Annotated in this window: 14 protein-coding genes and 1 pseudogene; 4 read left to right on the top strand and 11 right to left on the bottom strand. The window is 44.7% G+C overall.

Features of this window, described 5'->3' with window-relative positions:
- Positions 1-6: 6 nt before the first annotated feature.
- The 4 genes and pseudogenes from CES82_RS03600 to CES82_RS03585 form a co-directional block, all read right to left on the bottom strand.
- Positions 7-930 carry a cation diffusion facilitator family transporter gene (locus tag CES82_RS03600; protein ID WP_098823957.1) on the bottom strand — a complete coding sequence of 308 codons (924 nt, stop codon included), beginning with the start codon at positions 928-930 and terminating at the stop codon, positions 7-9.
- Between the two features lie 110 nt (positions 931-1,040).
- Complete coding sequence (locus CES82_RS03595) at positions 1,041-1,610, bottom strand: GNAT family N-acetyltransferase (RefSeq protein WP_225364833.1); 570 nt, start codon at positions 1,608-1,610, stop codon at positions 1,041-1,043.
- A gap of 688 nt (positions 1,611-2,298) precedes the next feature.
- Positions 2,299-3,623: pseudogene (locus tag CES82_RS03590) on the bottom strand (cytosine permease).
- Between the two features lie 231 nt (positions 3,624-3,854).
- On the bottom strand, positions 3,855-4,265 hold the full coding sequence (locus CES82_RS03585; protein ID WP_098823955.1) for a hypothetical protein: 411 nt from the start codon (positions 4,263-4,265) through the stop codon (positions 3,855-3,857).
- A 197-nt stretch (positions 4,266-4,462) separates the two neighbouring features.
- Between CES82_RS03585 and CES82_RS03580 the strand changes: the two genes are divergently transcribed.
- On the top strand, positions 4,463-5,407 hold the full coding sequence (locus CES82_RS03580; protein WP_098823954.1) for a dihydroorotate oxidase: 945 nt from the start codon (positions 4,463-4,465) through the stop codon (positions 5,405-5,407).
- A gap of 57 nt (positions 5,408-5,464) precedes the next feature.
- Here the strand turns inward: CES82_RS03580 and CES82_RS03575 are convergent, their stop codons facing one another.
- The 4 genes from CES82_RS03575 to CES82_RS03560 form a co-directional block, all read right to left on the bottom strand.
- Positions 5,465-6,187: a DUF1003 domain-containing protein gene (locus CES82_RS03575; RefSeq protein ID WP_098823953.1), complete on the bottom strand. Its 723-nt coding sequence runs from the start codon at positions 6,185-6,187 to the stop codon at positions 5,465-5,467.
- Positions 6,188-6,370: 183 nt separating this feature from the next.
- Positions 6,371-6,562, bottom strand: coding sequence for a hypothetical protein (locus tag CES82_RS03570; protein WP_098823952.1), 192 nt, complete (start codon positions 6,560-6,562; stop codon positions 6,371-6,373).
- Positions 6,563-6,732: 170 nt separating this feature from the next.
- Positions 6,733-7,605: an RluA family pseudouridine synthase gene (locus CES82_RS03565; protein ID WP_098823951.1), complete on the bottom strand. Its 873-nt coding sequence runs from the start codon at positions 7,603-7,605 to the stop codon at positions 6,733-6,735.
- Positions 7,606-7,622: 17 nt separating this feature from the next.
- Entirely contained in the window at positions 7,623-9,374 is a 1,752-nt protein-coding gene (locus tag CES82_RS03560) for a thiamine pyrophosphate-dependent enzyme (protein WP_098823950.1), read from the bottom strand.
- Between the two features lie 189 nt (positions 9,375-9,563).
- Between CES82_RS03560 and CES82_RS03555 the strand changes: the two genes are divergently transcribed.
- Positions 9,564-9,887: a hypothetical protein gene (locus tag CES82_RS03555; protein WP_143466283.1), complete on the top strand. Its 324-nt coding sequence runs from the start codon at positions 9,564-9,566 to the stop codon at positions 9,885-9,887.
- A 77-nt stretch (positions 9,888-9,964) separates the two neighbouring features.
- On the opposite strand, the gene CES82_RS03550 is transcribed toward CES82_RS03555, so the two are convergent.
- Both CES82_RS03550 and CES82_RS03545 read right to left on the bottom strand, forming a co-directional pair.
- Entirely contained in the window at positions 9,965-12,499 is a 2,535-nt protein-coding gene (locus CES82_RS03550) for a M1 family metallopeptidase (protein WP_098823948.1), read from the bottom strand.
- A 128-nt stretch (positions 12,500-12,627) separates the two neighbouring features.
- A complete protein-coding gene (locus CES82_RS03545) occupies positions 12,628-13,383 on the bottom strand; it encodes a sulfite exporter TauE/SafE family protein (protein ID WP_439959037.1) in 756 nt (251 codons plus the stop codon).
- Between the two features lie 76 nt (positions 13,384-13,459).
- Here CES82_RS03545 and CES82_RS03540 point away from each other — a divergent pair, with 76 nt between their 5' ends.
- Both CES82_RS03540 and CES82_RS12450 read left to right on the top strand, forming a co-directional pair.
- Positions 13,460-13,792 (top strand): TetR/AcrR family transcriptional regulator, encoded by a 333-nt coding sequence (locus tag CES82_RS03540; RefSeq protein WP_098823946.1) that lies wholly within the window; start codon positions 13,460-13,462, stop codon positions 13,790-13,792.
- A gap of 82 nt (positions 13,793-13,874) precedes the next feature.
- Complete coding sequence (locus tag CES82_RS12450) at positions 13,875-14,039, top strand: hypothetical protein (RefSeq protein WP_180245647.1); 165 nt, start codon at positions 13,875-13,877, stop codon at positions 14,037-14,039.
- Positions 14,040-14,150: 111 nt separating this feature from the next.
- Here the strand turns inward: CES82_RS12450 and CES82_RS03535 are convergent, their stop codons facing one another.
- Positions 14,151-15,110: a serine hydrolase gene (locus CES82_RS03535; protein ID WP_225364832.1), complete on the bottom strand. Its 960-nt coding sequence runs from the start codon at positions 15,108-15,110 to the stop codon at positions 14,151-14,153.
- Positions 15,111-15,237 lie beyond the last annotated feature (127 nt).

The raw sequence follows: 15,237 nt of genomic DNA, 5'->3' as shown, positions 1-15,237 counted from the left end.
TCCTTGTTATTCTTCATTTTGCCGTTTTAAAAGTTGCTGATCAAGATCTTCATTCAAAATCATTTCTTCACCGCGTCCACGCACATCTTCAGCTTGCAGCGTCACGTGACAAATGCCGTACTTTTTAGCCAGAATTTCTTCTACTTGATGATAAATGGGCTCTGCCTCACTCAGCAGCATATCTCGCATGTTGATGTGAGCCGAAAACATGATTCGGTTTTCATCGATCATCCAGATGTGAATGTGATGAACACTTGTAATACCATCAATCTGCATTAAATCTTGTTTAATGGCATCGTAATCCATTTTCGGTGCACCCTGCATCAGAATCGTAATCGTATGACGCACAATTGGCCACGACTCAAACGTAATATAAGCCGCCACGATGATGGTGATAATTGGGTCAATAATAGTGACATTGTACCACTGAATCATGAATGCACCGAAAATAACGCCAACTGACGATAACGTATCACTCAGTAAGTGAAGATAGGTTGCCTTCATGTTCAAATTATGTTTTGAACCACGATGCATCAAGATTGCTGACGCTAAATTAGCTACCAAGCCAATGACAGCAACACCCATCATCAATTCACCATTAATGGTTTCTGGATGGCTGAGCCTCTTAACGGCTTCAACCACCAGAAAAATCGAAACGATAATCAGCAACAGTGCGTTGAGCATGGCCGCTAAAATCTGCGCACGGCCGTAACCAAACGTATTGCGCTCGTCCTCATCCCGTAAACTAATCCGATGTGCTATGTAGCTAATAACAATGGAGAAGGTATCGCCGAGATTATGAAACGCATCAGAAAGCAGCGATAAACTACCAGACAGCAGACCACCGACTGCTTCTACGATGGTAATGACCCCGTTAAGTACGGTCACCGTGAAAAATTTTCTACCTGACATGTGTTTGTCTTCAGCCATACCAATTCCCCCTAGAGGATAATACTATCACATTTTTAGGGAAAATCATCCAAAAAGTTAGGGCAACCGTCAAAAAACGTTCACCAAATTGGCGAACGTTTTTAATGAATTTAATGGGTCTTAACAAGTGACCCCGTTTTAGTCAGCTTTTCATAGGCAAAATCGCGAATTGACGTCTGTTGGTCAGCAAGGACTTCAACGGTACCTGTTTCACTGAAGCCTGCCTTCTTGATGACGTGTTGCATGCCTTTGTTATCTGGATGAGTATCGATTCGAATACCTTTAATGGAAGAGTTAGCTTCGATTTCCTTAAAAATTGCCGCGAACAATTTGCCTGATAAACCTTGACCGCGATGGTTAGCAGACACTGCTACACGATGGATGGCAACGTACGTATTGTCATGCGTCAGCCACTCGCCATCGATTTCTTGATAACTTTCGTCTGGTGCTGGAATGACTGCAGCCGTACCTAACACTTCGTAGCCCTCAACAAGCACTACCGTGTGGCCGTTTTGAATGTCATTAACCAGCACATTGGTATTGGGATATCCCCCCTGCCATTGATCAATGTTTTGAGCCGCCAGGTGAGTTTTCCCATCCTGGATGATTGATTCGATTTGTGGTAAATCCTTCATTTCTGCGCGACGTAAATACATTTGTTCCACCCCTTTATTTTTCACAAGATTTTGATATCTTAAACTATATATCTAGTGATGTCTAGCAAAATCACTCCGAATTTTCCTAATAATTTCATTAAGGATTTTCTAATTTAGGATGGTTGATAAACCGCTGTTGAAAGCGGGTTAAAAATTGAGTTTCTTAGGAAAGTTGGGGGAGGGAAAATTTGTATGACCTAATCGTGTTGCGAGGGCAGGGACTTGCTCTACTGGTGAGACAACACAAATTCAAAAACAGGATCTACCCTTTTTAGCTACATTGCCGAACGTGTTCCAACAAGCAGAGACTTGCATCTAAGGGGCTTCCGGCAAAAATCCTAAAGACCAGGATTTATGCCGGAAGCCCCTTAGACTCCAGTCTCTAAACGCTTGTTTCCACACTCTACACCAAAAAAAGCCCCCCCAGTTTTTCACTGAAGGGACTTTCCCAGTGACAGGGTGCCTGGCTAGCACTGAGAAAATCAATTTCTTAATTTTCACTTACCCGTCATTCAGATACGATTACTGGCTCAGCTTTACACTGAACACTCAAAGCGCATTGTAGCGCCATCCATGGCAAATTTGTCAAGTTTAGCGACTAGCGACGTTTATCAAACTACATTTAAAGACAAACTTCAAAAGTATTTCCAGTATCAGCCAGTCATATCCTGTCACTACAGTAAGAATAACATTATCAAACCCCGTTGGGAACCTATTTAACCTGCTTTTGCGTGAATTTCATTATGATGCCGTACAAAACCATACTGAGTAAAATGACCACGAACGTTGCCCCAATAGTATTCGCGATAAATGACACGTGTTTGAGTCCAATGTAACAAGCCACCGACACTGCCCAAACTAAAATAGCAATCCAGTTAACGCCACCTTGATACCAATACTGGCCGTGCGCCTTTGAGAAGTCATCAATTTGATAGTTTCGGTGACGCAACCAGAAATAGTCCGCCAGAAAAATGCCAATTTCTGGTCCAAGCACCATTCCGATACCATCCAGAAACGCTGTAAAAATCGTCAGGAACGATGCCACAAAAATCGGTAAGAATGTGACGGCCGTAGCAATCAACGTCACTACCCATAGACTCACCGTTAAACTTAACCGACGCGTCATGTTTGTTAAAGCGGAGCCGGCCGACATGAGGTTCACCGCGTTAGCAGTGGTACTGGTCAAAATAATCACGATCATGGCTAGGAAACCAAGTCCTAATTTACTGGCAATCGTACTTGGATCAGAATTATTCGGATCAAAGTGATTCAGTGTAATGGCCGTCCCAATGGTGGCAATCAAACCAATAAAGGCGAACCAGAAAAGTCCCAAGTTCGCGCCAAGGAAGGAAGCTTGGGTCGCATTCTTCTTCACACCGGTAAACCGAGAAAAGTCGCTGGCTGCGGTTACCCAAGCTAAGTTGAATGCTGCTAGTACATCAACCGCGGCGCCTGGCGTCATTTTTAGATTGTGAGGCGGCTGCCAACTCATGATTTCATGGAAGGAGACGGTTTTAAACACGACAATTGATTCCCAGATCACGAAGATAAACACCAAGACGATACCCACGCGTTCAATCATTTGCACGGAGCGTTGTCCCACCGAAATACTCAGAGATGGAAAATACTCATCACGATGATACCCACTGCCAGTCCCATCGTACCGCCCGGTTTGCCATAGACTGGCCAACCGAATAAATCGTGAAACAAGTAACTCATTGAGGTTGCGGCAATAAAGGTATTCACCGCTGCCCAGCCGATAAACTGAACGAGATTAATCACTGAAGGCAGCAGACTACCACGCAGCCCAAACGATGCTCGAGTCAGCGTCATGGCAGTCAGACCCGTTTTATAACCCATATAACTGGCGGCTGCCAGCAACAAATATGAAATAATACCAGTCACAATCAAAGTCGTTGAAGCCGTTAAAAAGCCACAGGCAGCAATCACACCGCCAATGTACCAAGTCCCGTTATTGGCATTGGCACCAACCCAAGTGGCAAACATATCCCAGTAAGACATGTGCCGCGCACTCATCGGAATTGCGGGCACCCGTCCTAACCCATTCTTTGCCAACTCAACCACTCCTCATCTCGAATTATAGTAAAAAAAACACCCCTATGCCCGCAGGTATAGAGGTGTCGTATTTATGCTGTCGCCAGCGCCGACCCTTTATTAGCCTCACGGGACTAAATTTAAAAGGTTTATTGATTTCATTCAGTATAGTTTTCCGCACGAGCGTTGTCAATACGCCCATAAAAACTCACCTTAGTTCGCAATCTCGTGCCACTCGGCTTCATCAGCTCGAGAAATATCGTTCAAAAACTTCAAAACACGTTGGGCACGTTTTTCTTGTTGCGCGAACAAACTGTTCAGACCAGCACCAGTGGTTAACGGCTGACCCAACTTCAACTGCTTATCCTGACGGGTGCCTTCCGCAAAGGCAACCACCATCTCACCAGTATCAATCGTGGTAAACAGGAAAAACAGACTATATGGATCATCATCCGTCAAATACGCGGGCATCGCCCAGATACCTTCCTGTAATTCACGCAGTTCAGAATTACCGAACTTATAATCCAGGTGATTTTGCTGGTTGATCGGTGTCTTTAAAAACAGCATCATCTTAGTAAACTTATCATCGCCAAGCTTTAAAGCTGCATCATCATTTTCACTCATTATTGACCCCCTCTTAAACATTTATGCTCTATCTTACCAGTTTTTGACCATGATTGTCTGCCGAAATTTTCGGCAAGTGTTAAATCATCGAAACATCAACCAGCTTGTTTGAAATCTCACTTGACGCTGGCAAATTTATACTGTAAAGTTAACGGCAATTGAAGACCAAATAAATTCAGACAGGGAGCTGATTTTTGATGACGAGTTTAACAACGACTATTGGTGGCAGAACTTTTGACAACTGTATGATGAACGCAGCGGGAGTCCGTTGCCAAAACAAACAGGATTTGGACGCACTGGTGGCCTCTAGCGCTGGCGCATACGTCACTAAGAGTGCTACCCCACAGAAGCGAGCGGGCAATCCGTCACCTCGGATGCACACTTTGCCTAAGGGCAGTATTAATTCTATGGGTCTACCGAATAACGGCTTGGATTACTACTTAGATTACGTGATTGATGACCAACGTAAACGTCCTGACGCTACCAATTTTCTTTCCGTAGCCGGCACAAGTTTGGAAGATAACTTAGCCATGCTGCACCAGATTCAAGAATCTGAATACACGGGCTTCGTAGAACTGAATTTATCATGCCCCAACGTTCCTGGTAAACCACAAGTCGGTTATGACTTTGACCGGGTCAATACTGTATTAGATAAAGTTTTTGAATTCTATACTAAACCGTTGGGTGTGAAGTTGCCACCCTACTTTGATCTGGTTCACTTTGACCAAATTGCGGCGATTTTGAACCAATACCCACTTACCTTTGTTAACTCAATCAACAGTATTGGTAACGCCCTAGTTGTGGACCCACAAACTGAACGGGTCGCCATTCGGCCTAAAGGTGGCTTTGGCGGTATCGGCGGTGCTTCTGTGAAGCCAACCGCTTTAGCTAACGTACGTGGGTTAGCATTGCGCTTAAAACCAGAGATTAAAATTATCGGTACTGGTGGTATTTTAAACGGTGTCGATGTCTTTGAACACATTTTGTGTGGCGCTTCTATGGTTCAAATTGGTACTCAATTTGGTTATGAAGGCACCCCACTATTTGACCGCCTAGCTAAAGAACTCCGAGAGATCATGAACCAAAAGGGTTACACGAATATCAACGAATTCCGTGGCAAACTTAAAACATTTGATGACTAATTTCAGAATTTAACGTAAAAAGAACTGTTCCGGCAATGTTTGTCGAAACAGTTCTTTTTATTTTGGTTGATCCCGTAATTCAGCTAACTCTGAACGAATCTCAGAAAGAATTTCAATCTGTAACTTTTCAATCTCTAGGGTGTGCGGAATCTGATTTTGAGAGAGATGGTCTAACTTAGCATGTAGGATTCGTAATTCGTGTTCGGACTTCAAGTTAACGTGATAGTCGTTCTCAGCAGCCATTCGGTCACGATCAGCCGAACGGTTCTGACTCATCATGATGATAGGGGCTTGAATCGCAGAAATACAACTTAGAACCAAATTCAGCAAAATGAACGGAAAGTGGTCAAAATGAACGCCAAATAACTGCAGTCCATTGACTAACATCCAAGCGATCAGGACGAACACGAAGATACCGATGAAACCCCAACTACCACCAAAACGTGCCACGTTATCCGCCACCCGTTCACCAACGGTCAGACTGTTTGTGAGGGTCTCATTCACATCTGTAATCTCATAATCGTCGCTTTGCATCGCTCGTGTCAATTTCCGATTAATTTTTTGACTTTGTTTTAAATCCGAGTTGATCATGGCGTCCACATTGGCCAATCGATACTTTAATAAATGATGACCGCAAATAAAATCCGTCACCTTTGCCTTGGGATAATCGCGCTTGACCCGCTGACGAATCGCCGTGGATAAATCTGCAAGGTACAGCCCTTCATCGACGTGGTACGCCTTGCCGTCCACAATGCACGTTACCGTCTCATTTTCTGACATGGATTTCACCCCTTCTGCTCAATAGTTTACCGCAAAACCGTTGATCACAAAATGCTTGTTTTGCGATTGATGAAATTAAAAACACCCACCGCAAAATACGTAACTGCGGTGGATGTTAATTGGAAATTGTCTGAGTACGGTGTTTCAAATTTATGGCGACAAACTGATGTCTCCAGCAACGGTCTATTCTGTAACTAAGTCCTTGTCAACAAATGGTTTCTTGGCAGCCTTTAAAGATGCCTTCATTTCAGCCATGTGCTTAACAAACTTGTCGTCCTTAAGGTCACAGTCAAACCACGATAATTCGGAAAGGTTTTCGTCCATCTGGTCCAAAATCTTCGCAATCGCCTGCTGTGACTCATCATTAGTTGTCATCAAATTCACTCCTTAGTAGTTTTTACAATTGCCATAATACAGAATTTCTAGGGAATAGCAAGCGTTTTACACTAAAAAGTTTATTATGAGATGAATTCTTAATTTGCCGTCTTTTTCAACATTCTTTACTCAGATAAACATGCATTGAATTGCATCATTTTTCAAATTGCTCACTTAATCACTTTTAACATATCAGCCGGTAGATCAGCTTCAAAATGACGAGACGCGTCGGTGACTGGATCTTGATAGTCTAATTGGTATGCGTGTAACGCCTGCCGTTTGAGTTGATCCTGAGGGCCACCGTAAAGTGCATCGCCCAGTAACGGATGGCCAATGGATCTAAAGTGTGCCCGAATCTGATGCGTCCGACCAGTGTGTAGCAACACCTCCACCAGCGTCCAGTTCTCACAACGCTGACGAACCCAATATTCGGTTTGGGCTGACTTACCATCTGCCGCAACAATCTGATCAAAACCATCATCTGAACGTCTCAAAGGGGCATCAATCATGTCGTGATCTTTCTCTAATGGACCACTAACGATAGCTAAATAGCGTTTTTTTAACCGGTGATCAGCTAATTGCTGATTCAACCATGAGTTCGCCAGTCGATGCTTAGCAATCAGAACCAAGCCACTTGTGTCTCGATCCAATCGGGTAATAATGTGGGGGACGAGATTTTGATCACCCGTATCAACTAAATGGCCCTTCACTCGGTTAACCAGCGTATCGGTCCGGTTACTTGGACCGGGGACTGAAGTGAGTCCAGCAGGCTTCAAAACCACTATGGTATTTTCGTCTTCGTTAATGACCTGCAAGGGTGCCGAACTGACAGGCACTTCTGGATCAGCTGGCTCCACTGGCACAACCAGTGTCAGCGTATCGCCTAGCTGCACCTTAACGGACGGTTTTACTGAAACACCGTTGACCAAGATTTGTCCGTTACTTTGGTTCAGTTGTGTAAACATCCGGTGACTGACGCCATGCTGCCCCAGTACTTGTTTGGCTGATAAACCAGCTTCGTCCACCGTCCACGTAAATTCCATTTAACTTTACCCCAATCCTATTTATCGGCTTCTAGCCGGTTTAAAATTCGTCTTAATGATGGGTAGCGGTCACCATCCAAATGATACTTAACCCGAAACTGCCCAATCATCCGATCAGAATACTTATCCGGATCCAGCTTCATGGTGTTGGTATCCAGCGGCGCTTCATCCGTCACTACCGCATCCAACACGATTGGCTTTTTATCACCAGCTGCCAAGTGGTGCTTGATGGTTTCAACAGCAGCTTTCAGGGTATCATCGTTGGTGACTCGCAAACCAATAGCACCCATATTTTCTGCGACACCAGCCCAGTTGGCATTCATAAATTTCAGTGCATAGTCACTTTGGCCAGCTTTCGCCTTTTCTTGACGAATAAAGCCATAACCACCGTTTTCAAGCACCACGTTAATCACTGGTAACTGATACTGAACTTGAGTCAAAATATCCTGGACAACCATCGAAAAACCACCATCACCAGAAAAGGTAATCACTCGACGATCCGGATAAGTTAACTGAGCGGCAATTCCGGCAGATAAGGCGTAACCCATAGCGCCGAACCAAGATGACATGGTCATGACCTGACCATCGCCAAACGGCAGCATTCGCGTTGACCACACGGTATTATTACCAATATCCAGTCCATAAACAGTGTCGGCAGTGACTAATTGTGACACTTGCCGCAACACGGCTTCCGGCGTTAACTGACCATTTGGACGCGCGGCCACCCGCTCATCCAAATATCCGTGCCAATTTTCTCGTGCCATGTGACAAGCCTGCAAGAAATGACTTTCTGGTAAGGCTTCAGCTTGAGCTTGAAGCACTTGGTTTAAGTATGTTTTGGCGTCTGCATGAACCATCTGGGTAGCTGGGAACTGTTCACCCAGTGCCTGGCCGTCGCAATTGATCTGAACCGTTTTAATCGTTTTTGGCATAAACCGCATGAACGGATAGCTGGTCCCGACCATGACAACTAAGTCAGCCATGTGCATGGCTTCAAAGGCGGGTTGCGTGCCAATGGTCCCCTGAGCACCAAGATTATTGACGAAATCAGTAGGAACATAACCCACTGCAGGTGCCGTTGTGACTACTGGTAAGCCGAATTTTTCGGAGAAGGCCACCACTTCTGACTGAGCATGACGAATCCCAGTTCCCACTAGCATGACAGGATTTTTCGCCTGTTTAATCAGAGAAATCGTTTCGGCAACTTGCTCATCGGTTCCAGCGAGAACGGGTTGCGACTGGCTTTGAATCGGTAACGCTTCATAATCAATTTCAACGTTAGCCAAATCATCTGGAATAATGACTACTGACGGCGATTGGGTATCATAGGCTGCTTGAATTGCCGCCCGAACCGTTCCCGGAATCTGCTTCGCATCACTGACTTGGCGATGAAAGGTATCCAGACCTGAAAACAGCTCATCTTCGTCCATGTCCTGCAAGTAATGGGTATTCATCATACTGGTGGCAACGTTGCTGATGATCACCAGCATCGGTGTGTGATCCATTTTGGCATCACATAAACCGTAGATGAGATGAACGGCACCCGGACCCACTGCTGCCAGTGCCACACCAATTTTGCCAGTTAACTTCGATTCAGCCGCTGCAGCCAGCGCGCCAACTTCTTCATGGCGAACCTGGATGTAAGAAACGAGATCCTGTTCAGCGGCAAAACCATCAATCAATGAATCTGCGGGAATACCGTAGACGTGATCAACGTGCCAATTTGCCAATTCTTTTACCAGTGCTTCGGATGCCTTCATCTGTGTCATGACCGTTCCTCCTACATATAAAGTTACCTTTATTTTACCATGTTTACACCGCAAAATATTTTTTCGCGGACACTTGTAATGTAAAAGGGCAGAGCAAAATCTGCAATCCACTTCTCAATAAAATCTGCTGTTTAAATCTCGAGAAATTTCGGTTATACTAATTAAAAGAACGTTTGTTCGGAAAGTGATGTGAATCAGTTGAATCCTACAGAGTTACAAGCTTATCTCACCGCTAATAGTCAGGTTGAAGCGCGCTTCATGGAAAGGGCATTACCCTATTTAAAAGATGAAAACCTTAAGCGAGCACCAGCACGCCGTTACAATAGTACCGTAGTGCAGCGTCAAGCAGACAAACTGTATGGTCAATTTGTCGAACAGGTCCATGGTAAGATTGCCCAGCAACTACGCGGCGAACAGAGTCAACAAGCGTGGCTCAGACTCATTGAACAAAATAATTTACTGGAAGAACTAGAAGATTCCATGTCAGAACTTAGCTTCGGTGCGGAGGAATAGTTCGTATTAAAAAACAGACAGCGTCTCAACCGAAAGATTGAAACCCTGTCTGTTTTTTGTCTGAAACTTGCTTTTAACTATTTAACCTCACTGGCAACCGTTTGATTCACAGCGTTCTTTTCAGCTTCGATCAATGCTACCCGGCTTTCAATCACTTTAATGTCCATAGTGATCTCACGCGTCAAACCTGGTGTATTGAGTTTTGGTTCGAAGAAGGCTTTGAATTCAGCTAGTCGATCCGCCGTCTTAAAGACGCCAGCGGTAACGGTGATGTAAGTTGAGAATTCCATATCGCCACCAACCGTGTCTTCCAGCCATTGCCAATCAGTACGGAGCCAATCCCACGCAGCTTGTTCGCCATGAGGGTTAGCAAGAACCCCTCTAAACCAGCCACGGAGATCTTGCGGTTTGATGACATCCGCATTTTCAAACTGATCAATGGTTTTCTTGATCAACCCAGCATCTGGCGTACTGGTCAAAGCAGCACGAATATTGGCTTTGTAACTGCCATCCGCAGTCTGTTGATAGTCAGCTAATAACTGATCAAACAGTTTTTCACTCCCATAGTGCTTAACCTCGTTAGTCAAAATCAAGCCACGAATGTCAGCGGATAACGTTGCTAACTGCGCTTGGTTGTCCTGGAAAATCTGATGGGCAGCCGCAATCGCATCCGCATTTTGCGCGTATAATGCCGCACTCAAAATCATTGGTCGTGACAGCTGATCATCGATGGATTCACCAGCTACCGGCAACCAGCCAAGCCGTTTAACTTGAGCGGCACTGAGCTGGTCAAACAATTGCTGCAGCTGTTTTTCTTCTGTTGAATCAGGCAAAACAAACTTCTTTAAATTATTCGCTAACGTATACAAAGCGGTGATGACCACTGCTTCATGACTATCAGCAAATCGTTTCAACAGTGGCACAACGCTAGCGTAGGAAATTTGCCGGCCTTCTGCTAACAACCTGAGATCCTGCATTAATTGTAACTGTGTAATGGCATCGAACTCATCCACGTGAGCTAAAATATCGTTCAGTAATTTCTCATCGTAATGTACGATAAAATGAGAATTATTCCCCACGTTCACACGGAATGGTTCCCCAAGACGCTGACGAACATCATCATAATTACCTAGAGACAGTTTAGCATCTTTGAAAATAGCCGGTGCCTGTGAATCATTACTATTCAACGGAATTTGCCATTGGCGACCAGTATCCTTGCCGTCACCGATAAAGAATTGGTGCTGTTTCAAGGTCAACTGACCATCGACAACTTGCGCATCCACCACTGGATAGCCTGGTTGTTCCAACCAAGAGTTCATGATAGCACCAATGTCTAAATCAGACGCCTCACCAAGTGCTGACCATAAATCGGCACCGGTTGCGTTGCCATACTGGTGAGCTTCAAAGTATTTCTTTAGTCCCTTACGCAGCGCATCGTCGCCCAATAATGAACGCACCATCACCAGCATCCGAGCACCCTTTGCATAAACAATAGCACTGTCAAACAGCGCATCGATTTCTGCGGGGTCCTCCACTTGAACGTGAACGGATTGAACACCGTCAGTGGCATCACGATTCAGGGCCATTGGCGCCTCGCTGGTCTGGAATAGTTCCCAGATGTGCCAATCAGGTTCAAGAGCATCGACCGCCACGTATTCCATCATGTTGGCAAAACTTTCATTAAGCCATAGGTCATCCCACCACTTCATGGTCACTAAATCACCGAACCATTGGTGAGCTAATTCATGAGCAATGACTGTGGCAACCTGCTGTTTCATTTCCAGCGACGTGTTGTCAGGATCTAACAGTAGGTAGGCTTCCCGATAAGTGACCAAGCCCCAGTTTTCCATAGCGCCAGCTGAAAAGTCAGGCAGTGCCAATTGCCATGAATGTGGCAGTGGATAAGGGGTTTGATAGAAGTCTTCGTAAAATTCAATCGAGCGCTTGGCGATATCCAACGCAAAGTCCAGCTCGTTGGCCTTGTGTGCTTTCGTACCGAAAACCCCAACCGTGACACCGCTCTTGGTCTTGGTTTGTTTCGTTTGCAGTTCACCAAAGGCAAAGGCAATCAAATAAGTGGACATTTTCATGGTGGTGTCGAAATAGTGGACACCATTTTCCGTGCGAACTTCCGGCATGTTACTGATGATTGTTTCGCCGGGGTGTTCGTCAAATTTGATAGCTAAATCAAAGGTAGCCTTAGCTTCTGGTTCGTCAATCCCTGGGAAGGCTTGGCGGGCAAAGGTCGTTTCAAACTGAGTGCCGATGATCTGTTTCTTTTCACCGTTCACTTCATAATATGACGGGTAAATGCCCATCATGGAGTCGGTCAAAGGTGCGGTGTAAGTGACTGTTAGCGTCGTTTCACCAGCCTGCTTGAGGTTGATGCGAATGGCTTCAGCAGGTTGATCTAAGTTAAAATCAACTGCCTCCCCATCCGCCTCAACAGCAGATACGTTGAGAAATTTCTGATGCAGGGAAATTGCCGTTTGAGAAGCGTTTCCCATAATCGTAGTTTTACCGGAAATCAATTTTGTTTCCCGGTTAATATCTAGATATAAGTTGTAATGACTTGGTTGAAAAGTCTCATAAAAATGGTTTGTTGCTGTCATAGATTGGCCCCCATTTAATGGTTAGAATATATCCATTATACGACTTTCCTTATTCAGCAGGTAATTTGAACGCTTCACAAATTAAATCGTGTAATGCCACCTTGCTTTTCCTAATCTCCAAAACAGTGTTAACGAATCGTATTAATCCCCATAATCACCATCAAAACCGCCATGATCACCTGAACCATCGCAGCATGTGATGATTTGGCGATCCGCTTCATTAACAACGGCGCAATCAAAGCGCCAACAGCAGCCCCCAGCATCAGTGGTAGCCCTAACTGCCAATCGACTTGACCCCCACTGATGTGCATCAGCGCACCAATGATACTTAACCCAACTAGGACATAGGAAGAGGTAGCAACGGCTTGAAAAGTATTCAGCCCGAGAATTAATAGGCCAGCTAAAACCGGACCACCACCGCTCATACCAGCGATTCCCACCATCAGACCACTCAAAACGCCGTACATGGAAGCCATTAATAAGGTATGGGTCGTGTGTGAAGTCCGGTCACCTTTTCGAATAATGATTCTGAGCCCTAAAATAACCAAAATCAGTCCTAGTGCCCAGCGATAAATGACTTCTGGAATATACGGCGCCAATAAAGCGCCGATCACCACTGCTGGAATAGCAGAAATCAGCATTTGATTGCCAATTCGAAAATTAATTTGTTTCTGACGATAATACCCCCATGAACCGATAATCACAGAGGGCAACGAGGTCACAAGAGACGTAGCAGCTGCTGATAGCGGTGAAATTTTAAACACGGAAGCTAACAGCCCAAGATAAATGGCTCCTCCGCCACCGCCCAAGGAAATCACGATGATACCAACGATTAAACCAACGAATAGTAAGATAACCGTATTCACATTAACGTCTTCTTTCATGACCCAGATTTTAGTATTTACACCTTGTAATTATAAATGACTGTGTGTAAAATTCAATCCAAAGAGGCGAATATTTTTGACAAGTCGAACTTTAAATAAGGTAAAAATCATCAATACTGCAATGGCGCTGATTGCCCAACAGCAGCCGTTAACCTTCTCTAACATCAGCAGACGATTAGACATCCACTCACAGGCACTCTACAATTATTTTCCCGATGTCACAGCGCTAAACGCCTCAATCGATGAAGCTTATAACGCTGACTTGCTGGCCAAATTACAGCAGCAATTACTGGGGCTATCAGGTGAGGAAGCCGTCCTTAAATTTGCCTTCGTTTGCCGGCAATACGCGCTTGAGCGTTTTAAACTCACGCAGTTCGTCCTGGCAGTTCGTCCTGGCAATTCCTCGTGAACTATTAAATACAGACCCCGTTCAAGCGCCAAGTTCCCAAGCTTTGAGACAAATTTTATACCAGTTATTAATGAAAATTGACATGAGTGATGAACTTCGCTTGAATGCTACCCGGATGATCCGTAATCTCATTATTGGCGAAATTGTCAATGTCGGCCGTGGCTGGTTTAAAAACGATGCGGTCAACGAAACTGATAGTTTTAAGCAAATGCTGTTGGTGGCGTTGCATCACTTGGAGGAACTGTAACGAATTTATTCAAAACGTACTCAAACAAGCACGAGTTGCAAATAAGGCACAGCCAACAGAAATCTAAATTTCTGTTGGCTGTGCCTTATTCTCCATGCTTGTTTTCACACTCTATTTCACGCCATACAATTGGTTCACCTTATTCGTAGTCGTTTTACCATAAACAATCGTTTGGATATTCTTCGTAATCCGAGCAATTTTTGGAAAACCGCTAAAACCAGATTGACCATGACCGTGAGTCATAATGGCGATGGCGTACCGCTGACCGTTTGGTAAAGTAACGATACCAGCATCGTTGTTATACGACCAGAGCCAGCCAACTTTATCAGCCGTCGTTGAACCCTTCATAGCCTGATTAGCTCCTGCGGGAATACCGGACCGATAAACTTGACGACTCATCAGCGACAACACCTGACTACGATTTGACGCATTGTTGAATGGGGAACGACCCTGATCCAATTTACGCATCACGGACACCAAAGTTGCGGAAGTTGTTCTGGCAGCTCTATTCGAGGCGAACGGATGTGAGTACCAGCCCTGTTTCTTAACGAAACTATTCATGTTACTCAATCCATATGAACTTAAATAACTTTCCGCAAAACCATTTTGACTGTGCAAAATCATTTCTTTAAATCCGGTTGATTTCAGCACACTCTTGTTCAGCGTCCCTGAATTAATTCGGGATAAGATATTCGTGACAATAAACATTTTATAAGTGCTTGCTGAGGTGTAAGCTTTATGTGCGTTTGAGCTCTCAACGGCTAACTGACCCGCTTTGTAAAAGCTGGCAGTACTGCTGGCACCTGCGGGAGTGGAAGACTTCGCCCCCAGATTATAAAACGAAACGCTAACTGTACCGTCTTTAGTGACCGAATTAATATACTTCTGCAACTGCTGTTTGACTGCGCTTTGCTGACTGCTAACCTCTTCTTTAGCCGGTGCAGCGTGTACGGAAGTGCTAACAAAACTAACCCCAAGAAATAGAACAACTGCGGCAACGATAAAAATGAACGCTTGAAGACGCTTTTTCGAAGACTGCTGATATCGCGTCATCCTCGTCTGTCTGTCCATGGCTGGTCATTCCCTTCAGCTTATTTTACTGTTATTATACACTTTTAAACTGGCGATTCTCAGCGTTTAGCATATTTGTCATCATCAAATAAAAAAGCTTCAAATCAACGTTTTTAGTATTAAACGG

It is taken from the genome of Secundilactobacillus silagincola (genome assembly GCF_002583405.1).
Lineage (GTDB): Bacteria > Bacillota > Bacilli > Lactobacillales > Lactobacillaceae > Secundilactobacillus > Secundilactobacillus silagincola.
Note: the sequence above shows the minus strand (reverse complement) of the source record. Positions and strands in the feature narration are given on the sequence as shown.